17 protein-coding genes are annotated in these 16,304 nt (G+C 34.1%); 13 read left to right on the top strand and 4 right to left on the bottom strand.

Features of this window, described 5'->3' with window-relative positions; all coding sequences use genetic code 11:
* From gatA to DWV06_RS07755, 5 genes are all read left to right on the top strand, one after another.
* Entirely contained in the window at positions 1-1,470 is a 1,470-nt protein-coding gene (gene gatA / locus DWV06_RS07775) for an Asp-tRNA(Asn)/Glu-tRNA(Gln) amidotransferase subunit GatA (RefSeq protein ID WP_115481616.1), read from the top strand.
* Between the two features lie 2 nt (positions 1,471-1,472).
* Positions 1,473-2,903: an Asp-tRNA(Asn)/Glu-tRNA(Gln) amidotransferase subunit GatB gene (gatB, locus tag DWV06_RS07770; protein WP_115481615.1), complete on the top strand. Its 1,431-nt coding sequence runs from the start codon at positions 1,473-1,475 to the stop codon at positions 2,901-2,903.
* Between the two features lie 139 nt (positions 2,904-3,042).
* Entirely contained in the window at positions 3,043-4,404 is a 1,362-nt protein-coding gene (locus DWV06_RS07765; RefSeq protein WP_115481614.1) for a PQQ-dependent sugar dehydrogenase, read from the top strand.
* A gap of 122 nt (positions 4,405-4,526) precedes the next feature.
* The gene (locus DWV06_RS07760) at positions 4,527-5,237 is read left to right on the top strand and encodes a phosphatase (protein WP_115481731.1); all 711 of its coding nucleotides are present in this window, start codon (positions 4,527-4,529) and stop codon (positions 5,235-5,237) included.
* Positions 5,238-5,339: 102 nt separating this feature from the next.
* The gene (locus DWV06_RS07755; protein WP_115481613.1) at positions 5,340-5,642 is read left to right on the top strand and encodes a YerC/YecD family TrpR-related protein; all 303 of its coding nucleotides are present in this window, start codon (positions 5,340-5,342) and stop codon (positions 5,640-5,642) included.
* Between the two features lie 33 nt (positions 5,643-5,675).
* Here DWV06_RS07755 and DWV06_RS07750 read toward each other — a convergent pair whose 3' ends face one another.
* The 4 genes from DWV06_RS07750 to DWV06_RS07735 all read right to left on the bottom strand — a co-directional run bounded on the left by DWV06_RS07750 (position 5,676) and on the right by DWV06_RS07735 (position 8,679).
* Positions 5,676-6,890: a cation:proton antiporter gene (locus tag DWV06_RS07750; protein ID WP_115481612.1), complete on the bottom strand. Its 1,215-nt coding sequence runs from the start codon at positions 6,888-6,890 to the stop codon at positions 5,676-5,678.
* Positions 6,880-7,236, bottom strand: a complete 357-nt coding sequence (locus DWV06_RS07745; RefSeq protein WP_115481611.1) for a hypothetical protein — start codon at positions 7,234-7,236, stop codon at positions 6,880-6,882. The genes DWV06_RS07750 and DWV06_RS07745 overlap by 11 nt, the downstream gene beginning before the upstream one ends.
* Before the next feature lie 84 nt (positions 7,237-7,320).
* Positions 7,321-7,950: a TrkA C-terminal domain-containing protein gene (locus tag DWV06_RS07740; RefSeq protein WP_235828918.1), complete on the bottom strand. Its 630-nt coding sequence runs from the start codon at positions 7,948-7,950 to the stop codon at positions 7,321-7,323.
* A gap of 126 nt (positions 7,951-8,076) precedes the next feature.
* The gene (locus DWV06_RS07735) at positions 8,077-8,679 is read right to left on the bottom strand and encodes a DUF1836 domain-containing protein (RefSeq protein ID WP_115481609.1); all 603 of its coding nucleotides are present in this window, start codon (positions 8,677-8,679) and stop codon (positions 8,077-8,079) included.
* Between the two features lie 186 nt (positions 8,680-8,865).
* Here DWV06_RS07735 and DWV06_RS07730 point away from each other — a divergent pair, with 186 nt between their 5' ends.
* The 8 genes from DWV06_RS07730 (at position 8,866) to DWV06_RS07695 (ending at position 16,303) form a co-directional block, all read left to right on the top strand.
* On the top strand, positions 8,866-9,315 hold the full coding sequence (locus DWV06_RS07730) for a hypothetical protein (RefSeq protein ID WP_115481608.1): 450 nt from the start codon (positions 8,866-8,868) through the stop codon (positions 9,313-9,315).
* Between the two features lie 124 nt (positions 9,316-9,439).
* Positions 9,440-11,671, top strand: a complete 2,232-nt coding sequence (gene pcrA, locus DWV06_RS07725) for a DNA helicase PcrA (RefSeq protein WP_115481607.1) — start codon at positions 9,440-9,442, stop codon at positions 11,669-11,671.
* A 111-nt stretch (positions 11,672-11,782) separates the two neighbouring features.
* Positions 11,783-12,031, top strand: coding sequence for a DUF4366 domain-containing protein (locus DWV06_RS07720; protein WP_115481606.1), 249 nt, complete (start codon positions 11,783-11,785; stop codon positions 12,029-12,031).
* A gap of 181 nt (positions 12,032-12,212) precedes the next feature.
* Entirely contained in the window at positions 12,213-13,664 is a 1,452-nt protein-coding gene (gene rlmD / locus DWV06_RS07715; RefSeq protein ID WP_115481605.1) for a 23S rRNA (uracil(1939)-C(5))-methyltransferase RlmD, read from the top strand.
* A 202-nt stretch (positions 13,665-13,866) separates the two neighbouring features.
* A complete protein-coding gene (locus DWV06_RS07710; RefSeq protein WP_205027756.1) occupies positions 13,867-14,535 on the top strand; it encodes a P-loop NTPase family protein in 669 nt (222 codons plus the stop codon).
* Entirely contained in the window at positions 14,532-14,798 is a 267-nt protein-coding gene (locus DWV06_RS07705; protein ID WP_115481604.1) for a GNAT family N-acetyltransferase, read from the top strand. Before DWV06_RS07710 ends, DWV06_RS07705 begins: the two co-directional genes overlap by 4 nt.
* A gap of 650 nt (positions 14,799-15,448) precedes the next feature.
* Positions 15,449-15,838, top strand: coding sequence for an ATP-binding protein (locus tag DWV06_RS07700; protein WP_115481603.1), 390 nt, complete (start codon positions 15,449-15,451; stop codon positions 15,836-15,838).
* 54 nt (positions 15,839-15,892) lie between these two features.
* Positions 15,893-16,303: a hypothetical protein gene (locus tag DWV06_RS07695; protein WP_115481602.1), complete on the top strand. Its 411-nt coding sequence runs from the start codon at positions 15,893-15,895 to the stop codon at positions 16,301-16,303.
* The last annotated feature ends 1 nt before the right edge of the window (position 16,304 follow it).

Below are 16,304 nucleotides of genomic sequence, written 5' to 3'. Positions count from 1 at the left end.
ATGAGTATTTTGAGTTTGACCGCTGTCGAACTGGCAGCTAAAATTAAGGCAAAAGAAGTTACCGTTCTTCAAGCAGTAGAAGAAGTAATTTCACAAATAGAAGCGAAGGAAGAATTGTATAAATGCTATGTTACGATAGCAAAAAATAGAGCAATAGAAAGAGCGAAACAGGTGCAGGAGCAAATAGATTCCGGTAATTTGACGGGACCTCTGGCAGGGGTTCCGGTTGCAATTAAAGATAATATGTGTATTAAGGATATGCTTACTACTTGCAGTTCCAAAATTTTAAGTAATTTCATTCCTACTTATTCGAGTGAAGCAGTTATTAAATTGGAAGAAGCAGGAGCTATTATTATAGGAAAGACCAATATGGATGAATTTGCAATGGGAAGTACAACAGAAACCTCGGCTTATGGAGTAACCAAAAATCCAAGAAATCCGGAACATGTACCTGGAGGGTCTTCAGGAGGCTCAGCGGCTGCTGTGGCAGCAGAAGAGTGTTTCTTCGCTTTAGGATCAGATACAGGTGGCTCCATACGTCAGCCGGCATCTTATTGCGGAGTAGTAGGAATGAAGCCGACTTATGGCACAGTATCACGTTATGGATTAATTGCGTATGCATCTTCTTTAGACCAGATAGGACCATTGGCAAAGGATGTGACAGATTGTGCGACTATATTAGAAGTGATAGCATCTCATGATGAAAAAGATTCTACGTCCATAAAAAGAGAGGATACAGACTTTACGAAAGCTTTGGTGAATGATGTAACAGGTATGAAAATAGGAATTCCTCAAGATTATTTCATGAAGGGGCTGGCTCCGCAAGTAAAAGAAGCCATATTAAATGCAGCTAAAGTCTTGAAAGATAAGGGAGCAATTGTAGAGGAGTTTGATTTAGGATTAGTTGAGTATGCCATTCCAACTTACTATACGATAGCAGCGGCAGAAGTCAGTTCAAATTTGGAAAGATTTGACGGCATTAAATATGGTTACCGCACAAATGAATTTGATGGACTTCATGACATGTATAAAAAGACTCGTTCTGAAGGATTTGGAAAAGAAGTGAAAAGCAGAATCATGCTAGGATCATTCGTACTGAGTTCAGGATATTATGATGCTTATTATTTAAAGGCACTTAGGACGAAAGCTTTAATTAAAAAAGCATTTGATACAGCATTTGAAAAATATGATGTGATTTTGGGACCTGTAGCACCAACTACAGCTCCAAAGCTTGGCTCATCTTTAAATGATCCGATGAAAATGTATCTCAGTGATATTTATACTATTTCTGCTAATTTAGCTGGTCTTCCGGGAATTACCCTTCCTTGTGGAAAGGATGAAAAAGGTCTGCCTATCGGGCTTCAGCTGACAGGCAATTGTTATCAGGAAAAGAAAATCATTCAAGCAGCTTATACGTATGAAAAAGCTAGAGGAAAAATTGAATGGGATCAACATAGTGAGGAGGTGTAGAAATGGCAAAACAATATGAAACAGTCATTGGGCTTGAGGTCCATGTCGAATTAGCGACCAAAACGAAAATTTTCTGCTCCTGCAGTACCGAATTTGGGGGAGCTCCCAATTCGCATACTTGTCCGGTATGTACTGGTATGCCAGGTTCTTTGCCTGTTCTTAATAAACAGGTAGTAGAATATGCAATCGCAGTGGGACTTGCTACCAATTGTAAAATTACTCAATATTGTAAGTTCGATAGAAAAAATTATTTCTATCCCGATAATGCGCAAAATTATCAAATTTCACAGTTATATCTGCCGATCTGCCGGGATGGAAAAATAGAAATTGAGACTTCTACAGGCACCAAATCGATTGGAATCCATGAAATTCATATGGAAGAAGATGCAGGAAAGCTAATTCATGATGAATGGGAAAATTGTTCATTAGTAGATTATAATCGTTCCGGTGTGCCTTTGATTGAAATTGTTTCGGAACCGGATATGCGTTCTGCTGAAGAAGTTATTGCATATTTAGAGAAACTAAGACTTATTGTTCAGTATTTAGAAGCTTCTGATTGTAAATTACAGGAAGGATCTATGAGAGTGGATGTTAATCTTTCCGTTCGCGAAGCTGGAGCTGAAGAATATGGAACGAGGACGGAGATGAAAAATCTAAACTCTTTTAAAGCAATTTCAAGGGCAATTGAAGGAGAGAGAGCACGTCAGATAGAGTTGATAGAAGAAGGAAAGCAAGTAATTCAGGAAACAAGACGCTGGGATGACAATAAAGAGCAGTCATTTGCAATGCGTTCCAAAGAAGACGCTCAAGATTATCGTTATTTTCCGGAACCGGATTTAGTACCGATAGAGATTAGTGATGAATGGTTAGAACGTATACGTGCAAATCAGCCGGAGTTACGTACAGAAAAATTAAAACGTTATAAAGAAGAATATGATATCCCAGAATATGATGCACAAATTATAACGGGTTCTAAAAAACTGGCAGATCTTTTTGAAAAGACTTCTGCGATTTGCCAGAAACCGAAAAAAGTTTCTAATTGGCTTATGGTAGAGACAATGCGGTTATTAAAGGAAAATGATATGGAACCGGAAGATATTTCTTTTGCACCGGAAAATTTGGCAAAACTCATAGAATTGGCTGAGAGTGGTACCATTAATAGTACAGTTGCCAAAGAAGTATTTGAAGAAATTTTCAGAAATAATATCGATCCCAATCAGTACGTAGAAGAGAAAGGTTTAAAAACTGTAAATGACGAGGGAGAACTTCGTTCTACAATAGAAAAGATTATCGCTGAGAATCCTCAATCTGTAGAAGACTATAAAAATGGTAAAGAAAAAGCAATTGGTTTTCTGGTAGGACAGACTATGAAAGCTATGAAAGGAAAAGCAAATCCTGGTCTCGTAAATCAAATATTAAAAGAATTGTTATAGTTCATCTACAAAAATACTGACATCAGTAATTAATTGCTGAATATGTCGGTATTTTTGTTTGAGTAAAAGTAATACTAGTAATGACATTAAATCTGGGGAAATTCATATATTATAGTATTAAATAATTGGAGAGATATTAATGTATGATGAAAATAATTTTATATTAAATGAAAGACTCTACATACAACAAAATGAAAAGCAAGCAAGAATATTAGATCCCGATGTCATTAGTGTACCATGGGGCTACCAGGTAGAAGTGTTTGCACAAGGATTGAATACTCCTGTTGGATTAGATTTTAATGAGGAAGGAGATATGTTGATTGCAGAATCTGGTGAAGCGTCAGGGAATGCTCAGGTTTTATTATTAAAAAATGGTGAGCTGGAAAAGGTGGCAGAAGATTTTCATATACCAATTACCGGAATTAATTATTATGATGGTAGAATTTTTGTTTCACATAAAGGAGTTATTACCGTTTTGCATGAGGACGGAATGAGAGAAGATATCATAAGTGGACTACCTAGTAATGGAGATTTTGGTAATAATAGAGTGGAAATAAGCAAGAACAATAAAATGTATTACGGTCAGGGAACGGCTACGAATTCAGGTATCGTTGGTTTGGATAATAAGTGGTTATTTGAACATCCATTTTTTCATGATTTCGTTGGTTCCCCGGTGATTTTAAAAGGAATTAATTATAAAACAAAAAATATATTAATACCTGCTGAAGAAGCTGCTTATACAGGTGCTTTTTCTGCTTTTGGTGTCCCAAATACGAATGAGTATACGATGGAAGAGGGCAGAACGTTGGCTACCGGCAGTATTATGAGAGCGAATCTGGATGGTTCTGAATTAGAAATGGTTGCTTGGGGATTACGTAATCCATTTCAAGTAAAGTTCGATAAGTTTGATAGACTGATTATATCAAATCAAGGTCCTGACAATAGAGGAAGCAGGCCAATTGCAAATGGACTGGATGAATTGCATTTATTTAAAGAAGGAACTTGGTATGGCTGGCCTGATTATGTAGCTGCTGAACCGGTAACAATGCCACGATTTACACCTATAGGTGCGAAACAACCCGATTTATTGTTAGAAACAGTTCCATCAGTTCCGCCATCAGTTCCACCGCTTCCAATTGCAACCTTTCCAGCCGGAGCTAATATCTGTGGTTTTGATTTTAATTATAATGAAGACTTTGGACCTCTAGGTGATGCATATGTTGCACAATTTGGCAGTTTGCAGTTTGAAGAATCAAAAGATTACATTCGTTCAGGTGTAGGACATAGGGTAGTCAGGGTAAATATGAATACAGGTGAAACATCTACATTTGCTATTAATAAAACAGGATTTCCACAAGAGGAAGGCTTTGGAAGACCAATAGACGTTGTTTTTGGACCCGATAGTGCAATGTATATAGCAGATTATTCAACTGACATAGGGGAATTTCCTAACGTATTTTCACCTAATACAGGGGTTATATGGAGAATATCGAAAGTATAATATAGAATATAGCATAAAAATATTAAATAAGGAAATCATTGTACAAAATATATAAAAAGTGTAGAATGGTTATTGGAGATAAACTGAAAACTAAGAACAAACAGAAAGTGGTGTACAACAAAATGAATTATGTCTTAGATACCCACTCACATACAATTGTAAGTGGACATGCATATAATACCATTAATGAAATGGCAATGGCAGCATCAGAGAAGAAACTAGAGTTACTAGCAATTACAGAGCATGCACCAAGTATGCCGGGTTCTTGCCAGGAAATTTATTTTCGTAATTTGAAAGTACTAGAGAGAAATAAGTATGGCGTAGAGTTGTTATTCGGAGCGGAATTAAATATTATTGATAAGTGGGGAAGAGTCGATTTACCAAATCATGTTTTAGAAAAACTGGATATTGGAATTGCAAGTCTTCACCCGCCCTGTATAAAACCTGGAACAATGGAAGAGAATACAGCGGCCTATGTGAATGTAATGAAGAATCCATACATAGACATTATCGGGCATCCGGATGATGACAGGTTTCCGATTGACTATAAAATACTGGTAGAAACAGCCAAAGAACAAAATGTACTGTTGGAGGTCAATAACAGTTCTATTGGACATACAGATCGTAAAGGAGCCAAAGAGCATATTCTTCAAATGCTCAAATTGTGTAAAGAGAAGAATGTTTCTGTTGTCATTGGTAGTGATGCGCATGCAGACACATCGGTCGGAAATCATGGAGCGGCTTTTGCACTAATGAAAGAAGTTGAGTTTCCGGAAGAGTTGGTTGTAAACAGATCAGTTAATGTATTAAAATCATTCTTACACAAATTCTGATAGATCGATGGGACATATTGCTTTACTTTAAAACTTTAGTATGTTAAAATAATGAGATAAGAATAATTAAATTCAAGATTTATGGTGTTGGAGGGAATGGTTATGAGCAAAAAAATCAGAACCAAAGCGGTTGACCATTTATTTCAGGCAATATTAAGCCTAAAAGATGCAGAAGAGTGTTATATATTTTTTGAAGATGTATGTACCGTAAATGAATTATTATCATTATCTCAAAGATTTGAAGTAGCTAGAATGCTGAGGGATCAAAAAACCTATTTAGAAATTGCAGAGGAGACAGGTGCTTCTACAGCAACTATTAGTAGAGTGAATCGTTCTTTGAATTATGGTAATGATGGTTATGATATGGTATTTGAAAGAATGGCTCCAATAAAAGATAATGAATAAGCATGAAATATTTGATAAAAAAGGAGTGCCGCACTAAATAGTGTGGCACCCTTTTCTTATTTTTTTAATACCTTTATGGGTATCTTTTATTTCTCCTGCTTTTTCAAGAGCTATTTTAGCAACAACAGGTCCGATAATGGAATAAATAAATGTGGAACAAAGTATAGTAGTTCGGATACTGCTGGAATAATCCGGAACGATCTTACTTGCTACAACGATTAATCCTAATGCCACTCCGGCTTGGGGCATAAGTGTAGGTCCCAAATATTTGCTTATCTTTTTCTCTTGGTGTGTTATTCTTCCACCAATATAAGCTCCAAACATTTTTCCAATAATTCGAACGATAACATATAATGTTCCGATGAATCCTATACTTTTTAACGCAGATACTTCAAATCCGGCACCAGAGATTATAAAAAATATCATATAGATAGGTGGTGAAAATTCGTCTATAATATCAGATATTTCATCCGTTTCGCTTGATATATTTGCTATAGTTGCTCCAAGTGCCATACAGGCCATTAATGCAGAACCATGCAGCATTTCAGAGCACCAATATATTCCAGTAGTAAAAGCGATAATAATAGGTAGTCGATTAGACTGCTTTTTAAAATATCTTAAAATCAGTTTTAAACCTATACCAAATATAATCCCAAGTAGTAATGATACTCCAATTTCATAGAAAGGGCTTAAAATAGATAGAGCAATATTGGTATTTTTAGTTGATAAAGTTTTTACGATTGTAACTGCAAATCCAAAACCAATTAAAGCTACAGCATCATCAATCGCTACCACACTTAGTAACATGCTTGTTAATGAACCCTTTGCTTTGTACTGATTTATCACCATAATAGTCTGTGCAGGGGCAGTAGCAGCTGCGATCGCACCCAGCATAATAGCAAATTTCGGATCAAATCCACACAAGATAGGAATTACTGACACTAATATAATAGCACCAAATGATTCGCATATTGCTATTATGATTGGCGCAGAACCTACCTTTTTAAAGTATGTGAATTTAAAACCAAGACCAATTGAAAAAGCAATAAATGCCAGTGCTAAATCGGAGATAACACCAAATCCATGAACCATTGCAGTGGGAATAATGTTCATAAAAGATGGACCTAATAATAATCCGGCGATTAAGTAACCAGTTACATTTGGCAGTTTGATCTGTTTTACAAGGCGTCCAAACAGTATACCGCTTAATAACATGATGGCTACTTCTAATATGATTTTATTTTCCATCTTCTTTATAAAATCCTTTCATAAAATCGATCGGAACAGTAAATACGACGCCAGTATCATTTTGTGCAAGGTTTCCGATTACATTTTCAATTGCATCAATTGCATTTTTAACTTTTTCATCCTCCAATACAACTAAAATCAATTTGTTCTTCTTCCATTCAGGTTTCATAAAAGCACGTACGGCTCCTAAAAAAGGAAGTTCATCTTCATCGTAACGGCTGTTCAATAATCTTACCATTCCGACGCTGTCAATAATAGTTGCATCTTTAATATTTTGCTTTATGAATTCAGTTAGTATATCGTCAAGCTTATCCGGTTGACTTAAAACAAAATATAATAATTTCATACTTTTTTCCTCCAATTCTCATAAGTAACAACTTAAGTATAGCACTACGTTGTTACTTTGTAAAGAATTGTCCAAAATGGAAAACTATTCTTTGGGATATAAGAAGTTGTTTACAACATCCGGATTGGAATCTTGTGTGACCAAAAAAATAATATCATTTTCTTGCAACTGCAAATAAGGCCCCGGAGATACCATAGTCTGATGATTCCTATGAACAGCAACAACGGTGGCACCAGTATTCTGCCATAGTTTGATATCTGTAATGTTTTGATTGATGAATGCACAATCGGTTGTAATAAGAATTTGGAAAGGTACAAAGGGATTTAAAGAACGGAAATGTTCAGAAGCTGCTACTAAATCTGTTAAGTATTTATCTAATAGATCCATATCTTTACGTTGTTGATCAATACAAGTTAAAATATTATTTTTAATTAGATCCAATGAAAGATGATTCTTTTGTTGTTCTATAAATTTTTCGGCATTTTTATAAGATTTAATAATAACACCGCTTCCTTTTTCTGAGGTCACAATGTCTAGATCAGTTAACACACAAATAGCTCTTCTAGCTGTTTCGGCAGATACTTTATGCTGACTTGCGAGAGTAGAACGCGCAAATATTTTTTGTCCAACTTCATATTCTCTGCTTGCAATTCTAGTAGCTATTTCTATTGCTATTTGCTGATAACGGGGTATTGTATTCTTCTTATTATTCATATTCCTCCTGTTTTCCATATAATTCTCCTTTCCTGATTTGGCGTTAGCTGTTTCAATTTAAAAAAGATTGCCAGATCATGAAAATTTCCAGCAATCAATCATGTTATTTTTCTTTTAGAATAAATATTAAGTATTGTTTGGTATTTCCGGCATAAGGTCAATGATTTTTTCAATAAGCTGTTTTTTCACATAAACATCGAAAGCAAGCATACATATAAAAGAAAATTTCTGTAAATAATCCTGGTCGATTTCTTTCGCTTCTTCAAATATCGTTGTTGATTTTTTGAATTTCTCTGCGATATCTTTTTTAAGACTTTCAATTTCTTCTTTTTCTAAACCAAATACTTCATTGTAAATAGTCTCTAAATTTAATTCTTCATCTGTCTCAAAATATTTGTTGGTCAATGGATTTAGCAAATTTTGAATATCATTAATACTTAATATATTTTTAAAGTAATATATAAAGATTAACATCAGCATGTGATCTTTAGAGTATTTTTTTTTGGTTGGTGGAGGAAGTAAATTATTTTTCGCATAATTATTAATCATTGTTTTCGTTAATATTTTATCTTCCGGATAACGTTTTGAGGGTTCTAAATGAGAATCCATAAATTTTGTCACCTGATCCATATATAGTTCAATATTAGGGATATCTTCGGCTTTTATATATTCGATTCTGGATAAGCTTTCCAGAATGCTGTTTAAAAAATCTTCTTTGTTAATCGTCATTTCATCACTCCCTGTCTACATTATATAGTATAGAAAACTAGATGACAAGTATTTCGTAAGGATTTTTAATAATTAGAACGATTGACATAACAATAATATTATGAAACAATTAGTTGTAATATAAGTAATGTGACGTTAAATATGATATCAGGTTGAGGAAAAATGATTAATAAAGGAGAATGCTTCATGAAGAGAAAAGAATTAAAATTTTTATTTGCAGGAATATTTGTTAGTATCGGGTTTATGGCTCTTTTAAACTGCTGGCTGGATAAACGAGCCAAAAAAGAAAGTTTCGCAGATGGAATTGAATCAGAAAATAATTTTATTATTGGTAAATGGAAAGCAACTGCTGTTGAAGTTAATGGTCAGAGAATGAAAGTTAATGAAACGACGAACAGTTCACTTATTATTACATTAAAAATCAATAATGGATATGAAGCTACAATAAATTATGAGGGGAATACAGTTATAGGTAATGTAATTCAAAAAGATAACAAATATCTTATTGACACAGATGAAGATGCGATGATCGAATTAAAAATTGATCATGATAAATTAATAGTAAATATAATTAAGGAACCATTGGCTCCCAAAACGGATGAAAATTTTTATTGGATCTGTGAAAGAGTAGGATAAAAATGGGAACATACATTCGAAAAATATTTTCTTTTAATTGACATTCATACGTTTATTCTGTAATATACAAGAGACTAGAAAATTATCAGCGCAGAGTAAGTTTGAAAATAAGGTAGGATAAAATATGAGTATTTATGATACACTAAATTCACAACAACAAGAAGCAGTTTTTCATACAGAAGGTCCGGTTCTCATTTTAGCCGGGGCAGGTTCCGGAAAGACAAGAGTCTTGACCCATAGAGTTGCTTATTTAATAGAAGAAAAAGGAATCAATCCATGGAATATTATGGCTATCACGTTTACGAATAAGGCAGCAGGAGAGATGCGGGAAAGAGTAGACAGCTTAGTTGGGTTTGGTTCTGAAAGTATTTGGGTAAGTACGTTCCATTCGACTTGTGTTCGGATATTAAGACGTTATATTGAGCGTCTGGGATTTGATAATAATTTTACAATTTATGATAGTGACGACCAAAAGTCATTAATGAAAGATATATGCAAACGACTTCAAATTGATACGAAGATATATAAGGAAAAATCTTTTCTGGCTGCTATATCAAAGGCAAAAGATGAGCTAATAACTCCGGAAGAGTTTGCTTTGAAAGCAGAGGGAGATTTTAATCAAAAGAAATATGCTTGTGTTTATGCGGAATACCAAAAGCAATTAAGAAGCAACAATGCATTAGATTTTGATGATTTGATTGTCAAAACAGTGGATTTATTTCAAACACAACCCGATGTCTTGGAGTATTATCAGGAGCGTTTCAAATACATTATGATAGATGAGTATCAAGACACAAATACGGCACAGTTCCAGTTTGTCAGTTTACTGTCATCAAAGTACAAAAATCTTTGTGTTGTAGGTGATGATGATCAATCCATTTACAAATTCAGAGGTGCTAATATTGCTAATATTTTAAGTTTTGAAAAAGTATATCCTACAGCAAAGGTAATTAAACTGGAACAAAATTATCGTTCAACACAAAACATTTTAGATGCGGCCAATCAAGTGATTTGTAATAATACAGAGCGAAAGGATAAATCTCTTTGGACAGATAATGACAAAGGAGACAAAATAGAATTACAGGTATTTAACAGTGCTTATGAAGAAGCTGAATTTATTGTAGGTGATATCAGTCAAAAAGTACGTAACGGTGATTTGGAATATAAAGATTGTGCGATTCTTTACCGAACAAATGCGCAATCCCGTATGTTTGAAGAAAAATTTGTCATTGGAAATATTCCATACAAAATTGTGGGCGGTGTTAATTTCTATGCAAGGAAAGAGATTAAAGATCTGCTGGCATATTTAAAAACGATTGACAATGCCAGAGATGATCTGGCAGTTCGAAGAATTATCAATGTTCCCAGAAGGGGGATTGGACCTACGACTTTAAGCCGTGTTCAAGACTATGCCTTGGATCATGATTTAGGATTTTATGACGCATTAAAAGTGGTGGATGAGATACCTAATATAGGACGGAGCGCAGTTAAGATTCGTCCATTTGTCAATTTTATTCAAATGCTTAGAAGCAAACTGGAATATGTATCCGTGACCGAACTGATGCAGGAAATCATAGAAGAAACCGGATATGTGAAAGAATTAGAAGCAGATAATACAGAAGAAGCTATGCAGAGAATTGAAAACATAGACGAATTAATCAGTAAGATCGTTGCTTATGAAGAAGAGAGTGAAACTCCTACATTAAGTGGATTTCTGGAAGAAGTAGCATTAGTAGCAGATATCGATAATTTAGATGAAGACAGTAATCATGTGGTACTAATGACGTTACATAGTGCAAAAGGATTAGAATTTCCTAATGTATATTTGGCAGGAATGGAAGATGGAATTTTTCCAAGTTATATGACAATAGTGGCAGATGATCCTACTGAAATTGAAGAGGAGAGAAGATTATGCTATGTTGGAATTACCAGAGCACGAAAGTGGCTGACAATAACCAGTGCAAAACAAAGAATGATTCGAGGAGAAACACAATATAATAAAGTATCACGTTTTGTAAATGAGATTCCAAGACAGCTTTTTGCAAAAGAACCACAGAAAGAGAAGGTTAGTGAAGTTCCTAAAAATTTGGTATATGCTGCTGCGAAAAAAAATTTTCACTCCAAGCCATTTGAAGCTAAGCCGATTGCTCCTTCTAAAAATTTTGGTGCTAATCATTCTTCAGGATTAGATTATTCTGAAGGTGATACCGTGAGACATATGAAATTCGGGGAAGGTAAAGTGCTTCAAATCGTTCAAGGAGGAAGAGATTATGAAGTAACAGTTGCATTTGAAAGAGTAGGCACAAAGAAAATGTTTGCTTCGTTTGCGAAATTAAAAAAATGTAATGCCATTTAAATACAATTTTTTATGAAAAAATTTATAGTAAAAAGAATTAGATGGTGTTATAATAAGAACAATATAGATACAATCAAGAATTGTAAATACTTTGAAAGGAGTGTGTGCATTATGGGCAAACTGGAAGATTTAATCAGTGCATCGAAGTTAAGTGAATTATTACAAAAAAAAGAGGAAGAAAAAAGAAATAATACCATCCTTTGGGTATTGGCAATTATTGGAGCCGTTGCAGCTGTTGCAGCAATTGCATACGGAGTATATCGTTTCTTTACTCCTGATTATTTAGAAGATTTCGAAGATGATTTTGATGAAGACTTTGATGAAGATTTTTTTGAAGATGAAGATGATGAAGAACTATAACTAGAATAAAATAGAAATGTATTCAGTGAGGCCGTTGCTAAATTGCTTGAGTCAGTCATAAGCAGTTTGCAACAGCCTATTTTTACTTTACAGATGATAGAGTGTTAAATTGATATATTATAAAAATTTACTAGATAAAATAAATAGTAATTTATTAAATTATGAAGTTGCGGAGGATGTAATGAAAAAAGGACAGATATATGATGGAATAATAGAAAAGATTATTTTTCCTAACAAAGGAATTATTACCATTGAAGAAGAGGTTACGAATCCAGATCAGAAAACAGATGGGAAAGAAATAATAAAGAAAATTCATAAAATTGTAGTGAAAAATGGTATCCCTGGACAAAAAGTCCGTTTTTCAGTCAATAAAATCCGTAAAGGAAATGCTCAGGGAAGACTTCTTGAAGTTCTGGAAAAATCACCTATCGAACTAGATGAAGTGCCCTGTCAGCATTTTGGACAATGTGGTGGCTGCACTTATCAAAATCTAAGCTATGAGGAGCAATTGAGGTTAAAAGAGAATCAAGTAAAAGAACTCTTGGATCAAGTGTTAATGAATGACACAGGAACGCAAGCGTATCTGTTTGAAGGAATTAAAGGAAGTCCGAAGCAATTTGCATATCGAAATAAAATGGAATTTTCATTTGGTGATGAAATCAAAGATGGTCCATTAGCATTGGGAATGCATAAGCGAGGAAGTTTTCACGATATCGTAACAGTATCAGACTGCCAGATTGTAGATCAAGATTACCGCAAAATTTTAAATTGTGTTCTAGAATTTTTCAAGGAGCGAAACATTGATTTTTATCACAAGATGCAGCATATAGGTTATCTGCGACATTTATTAGTACGCCGAGGTGAAAAGACCGGAGAAATTTTAGTCGTTTTGGTTACAACGACGCAGGAGACAATAGATTTATCTGAACTTGTTGATACTTTATTAAGACTTTCTTTAAATGGGGAAATTGTCGGAATATTAAATACTTTAAATGACAGTCTTGCAGATGTAGTGCAAAGTGACAAAACGAACTTACTTTATGGCCAGGATTATTTTTACGAGGAATTATTGGGATTAAAATTCAAAATTTCTCCGTTTTCATTTTTTCAGACAAATTCTTCAGGAGCGGAGCTTTTGTATGAAACTGCACGTGATTATGTAGGAAATCTAAGTGATTCCGCTAGTGAGCCTGATAAAGTTATTTTTGATTTATATAGTGGAACAGGTACTATCGCTCAAATTCTTGCTCCGGTTGCCCGGAAAGTAGTCGGCGTGGAGATTGTGGAAGAAGCAGTGGAAGCTGCGAAAGAAAATGCAAAATTGAATGGCCTACATAACTGTGAATTCATTGCAGGCGATGTTTTGAAGGTTATTGACAGCATTGAGGACAAGCCCGATTTTATCGTACTTGATCCTCCAAGAGATGGGATTCATCCGAAGGCTTTGGAAAAGATTATTGATTTTGGCGTGGATAAAATGGTATACATTTCCTGCAAGCCGACGAGCCTGGTTAGAGACTTGGAGGTTTTGCTGTCTCGGGGGTATTGGGTGGAAAAGGCGGTTGCTGTGGATATGTTTCCGGGGACGGTGCATGTGGAGACAGTATGTTTGATGGAGAGGAAAGCCCAGTAAATCAAAGGTTTGAGGGGATTTGAGCAGGAGATGTAGGTGTGCTTTTACAGTTGGCTGGAGTAAAATATATTTACTCTTACTGAGGTGGGGGAAGGAAAATGAACATTTTGGCAAAAGAGAGGGGAATTTAGAGAAAATGGTGTATTCCTTATGTTATTGAGAAACGTAATTTTATAGTTTATAGGGATGTACTACGGCTAAAATGATTGCAGAACAATTATGTAAAAGGGGCAAAAAAGTTGTATGTGTAGATGAAGGGATGCCAAATCATCCTGCTGATTATGATAATTATGATTTCCCTAATTTTGAAACAGAACGAGATCAGATATTAAATAAATGGCGAGAGTTTGTTGTAAATGCTGATGGAGATACAACATATGTGTTTAATTGTATTTTTCTTCAGAATCCTATGTGTGAAACAATGATACGTTTTGGGATGGACCAAGAAGAATCACGTAAATATATATTTGAAATTGCAGAGATTATCAGACCAATGAATCCTTTGATTTTATACATAGAACAGGAAGATGAGAAAAAAACTATAGAAAAGGTTAAAAAAGAACGTGGCAATGACTGGCTAGATGCAGTCATTGACTATCATGTAAATCAAGGATATGGTAAAAATCAAGCATTATCGGGTTATGAAGGATATATTACATGTCTTGAAGAACGTCAAATAAGGGAAATGGGTATACTTAAAGCTAAAGGATTGGATGCTTTGATTTTAAGTGAAGTAATTACAGCTGAGGAGTTTATGAACTTATTTCAATCCGCATGCTGGTGTTGCCCTACGATTGAACAAATACAGACATCCCTTATAATACCACAAAATCTTTTGTACTTAGACAAGAGGAAAAGCCTATTGCGATGATTAATTTACTTGGAGATTTTGGCATGCATTGGCTTTTAAAGGAGTTTGTTGTTGATTCTAACTACAGGGGAAAATTGATAGGGACTATGTTATATCATTTTTCCGAGAAATATATTCAGTCCACGATGAAAGAAGGATGGAAAGTTGCAATTGATTTAAGATCATCCGTTGGCTTAGAAAAGTTTTATAGCAACCTTGGTTTTTCTGAATGTCCAAATGAAAGTATGGGAAACGGAATGGAAAAAATAATTTTCAAACACTAAAACCACTTTTAAATACAAAATGAATATACTTTTCACATTCGCTTTTTCTCTATATATGGCAGTAAAGATTTTCCCTGCCTAAAGTTATTGTACTTTTTACATTCATCTTGTCAAAACAGTTGCATTTTTTACATTACTTAAATACATTCACCAAAAAGTCAGGAGCCTTACGAAACTCCTTAGCTTTAAAACGCTCACCACAGCTAAAATCCATCTATGACACTTATTTTAGCAAAAATCCTAAGGAATTTATAGAGCTAATTCAAAAAAATAAAGAGAGAAATCTTGAGGAATTATTAGAAATATTAAAATCCTATACTTTGAAAGATAGTAAAATTATTAAATTTCAAAAAATGAAAGATAAGATAGCATTAGGAACAATAACAAGGAGCCAGACCAGTAAATATAATGATATCTGTCTTAGAGGAGGTCATCAATGACAATTACAGAAATGGCATATGAATTAAAATTACCCAATATAAAAACAAACTATCAGATGTTATTAGATGAGACGAACCACACAAAAATGAGTTATGAGGAATTCTAAAGAATCTGTTAGAGAACGAACTATTATTAAGAAGAGAAAACGGAGTAAAGAATCGTTTACGTGCTGCAAGATTCCCTTATAAAAATACATAGAAGACTTTAATATGGAGGGATATAACCGCGATTTAATACATAAATTTGAGGAACTAAGCTGTTTAAAATTTATTGAAGATAAAGAAAATATTATTCTGATTGGAAGTCCTAGATCAGGCAAAACTCACTATTCTATTGGATTAGGAATAAAAGCCTGTATGAAAGGTTTAAGTGTTCTTTTTATATCAGAGACTAATCTTATGATTGAGTTAAAGGAAGCAATGAGTCTTAATCAGCTAAATAGTTATAAAAAGAAATTTGAGAAATATGATTTAGTGATTCTTGATGAATTAGGCTATGTATCATTTGATAAAGCTGGATGTGAGATACTTTTTAATCTGTTATCAAATCGAAATGATAAGGGCTCCATAATTGTAACTAATGTACTAATTGATGCATAAATCTTGACAAATGGCATATAATAAAGTATCATTGTATTACAAAGAGGTGATGCAATGAATCCGTACTATAATCAGAACTATACAAGAGAGCAGATAGATGCTATTCTTGATAAAATAAAAGATTGTGTGGTAAATAATAAATATACGATTGTACTAAACGAAAACAGAAAGGAAAATATAGACTTTATTAATGAATATAATATTCGAAGTGATAAACAAAAATCAATTTTACTACAGCTCAGAACAGAAGATTTTTGTCATACCTTGCAGAATACGAAAATTGGTTTTGAATATGAAGTTCTTTATGTTTTTGTGCCACAGGTTCAATTGTTTAATGCGGACGGAGAAGAAGAAACAGTAGATATTTATACCAAATTTAACGTGATAGATATGTTTAACGGAAGTCGTACAGTTGTAATATCTTTTCATAAACCAAACAAGCCGATTGATTACCTATTTAGGTAAG

The organism is Anaerosacchariphilus polymeriproducens, from assembly GCF_003363435.1.
Taxonomy (GTDB): Bacteria; Bacillota; Clostridia; order Lachnospirales; family Lachnospiraceae; genus Anaerosacchariphilus; species Anaerosacchariphilus polymeriproducens.
The sequence above is the reverse complement of the archived record's forward strand: the minus strand, read 5'-3'. Positions and strand labels throughout refer to the sequence as shown.

Excerpts from the sequence above, each read along its gene's own strand:
- gatA (WP_115481616.1), top strand. The coding sequence starts at position 1 with ATGAGTATTTTGAGTTTGACCGCTGTCGAACTGGCAGCTAAAATTAAG.
- gatB (WP_115481615.1), top strand. The coding sequence starts at position 1,473 with ATGGCAAAACAATATGAAACAGTCATTGGGCTTGAGGTCCATGTCGAA.
- DWV06_RS07765 (WP_115481614.1), top strand. The coding sequence starts at position 3,043 with ATGTATGATGAAAATAATTTTATATTAAATGAAAGACTCTACATACAA.
- DWV06_RS07760 (WP_115481731.1), top strand. The coding sequence starts at position 4,527 with ATGAATTATGTCTTAGATACCCACTCACATACAATTGTAAGTGGACAT.
- DWV06_RS07755 (WP_115481613.1), top strand. The coding sequence starts at position 5,340 with ATGAGCAAAAAAATCAGAACCAAAGCGGTTGACCATTTATTTCAGGCA.
- DWV06_RS07750 (WP_115481612.1), bottom strand. The coding sequence starts at position 6,890 with ATGGAAAATAAAATCATATTAGAAGTAGCCATCATGTTATTAAGCGGT.
- DWV06_RS07745 (WP_115481611.1), bottom strand. The coding sequence starts at position 7,236 with ATGAAATTATTATATTTTGTTTTAAGTCAACCGGATAAGCTTGACGAT.
- DWV06_RS07740 (WP_235828918.1), bottom strand. The coding sequence starts at position 7,950 with ATGAATAATAAGAAGAATACAATACCCCGTTATCAGCAAATAGCAATA.
- DWV06_RS07735 (WP_115481609.1), bottom strand. The coding sequence starts at position 8,679 with ATGACGATTAACAAAGAAGATTTTTTAAACAGCATTCTGGAAAGCTTA.
- DWV06_RS07730 (WP_115481608.1), top strand. The coding sequence starts at position 8,866 with ATGAAGAGAAAAGAATTAAAATTTTTATTTGCAGGAATATTTGTTAGT.
- pcrA (WP_115481607.1), top strand. The coding sequence starts at position 9,440 with ATGAGTATTTATGATACACTAAATTCACAACAACAAGAAGCAGTTTTT.
- DWV06_RS07720 (WP_115481606.1), top strand. The coding sequence starts at position 11,783 with ATGGGCAAACTGGAAGATTTAATCAGTGCATCGAAGTTAAGTGAATTA.
- rlmD (WP_115481605.1), top strand. The coding sequence starts at position 12,213 with ATGAAAAAAGGACAGATATATGATGGAATAATAGAAAAGATTATTTTT.
- DWV06_RS07710 (WP_205027756.1), top strand. The coding sequence starts at position 13,867 with ATGATTGCAGAACAATTATGTAAAAGGGGCAAAAAAGTTGTATGTGTA.
- DWV06_RS07705 (WP_115481604.1), top strand. The coding sequence starts at position 14,532 with ATGATTAATTTACTTGGAGATTTTGGCATGCATTGGCTTTTAAAGGAG.
- DWV06_RS07700 (WP_115481603.1), top strand. The coding sequence starts at position 15,449 with ATGGAGGGATATAACCGCGATTTAATACATAAATTTGAGGAACTAAGC.
- DWV06_RS07695 (WP_115481602.1), top strand. The coding sequence starts at position 15,893 with ATGAATCCGTACTATAATCAGAACTATACAAGAGAGCAGATAGATGCT.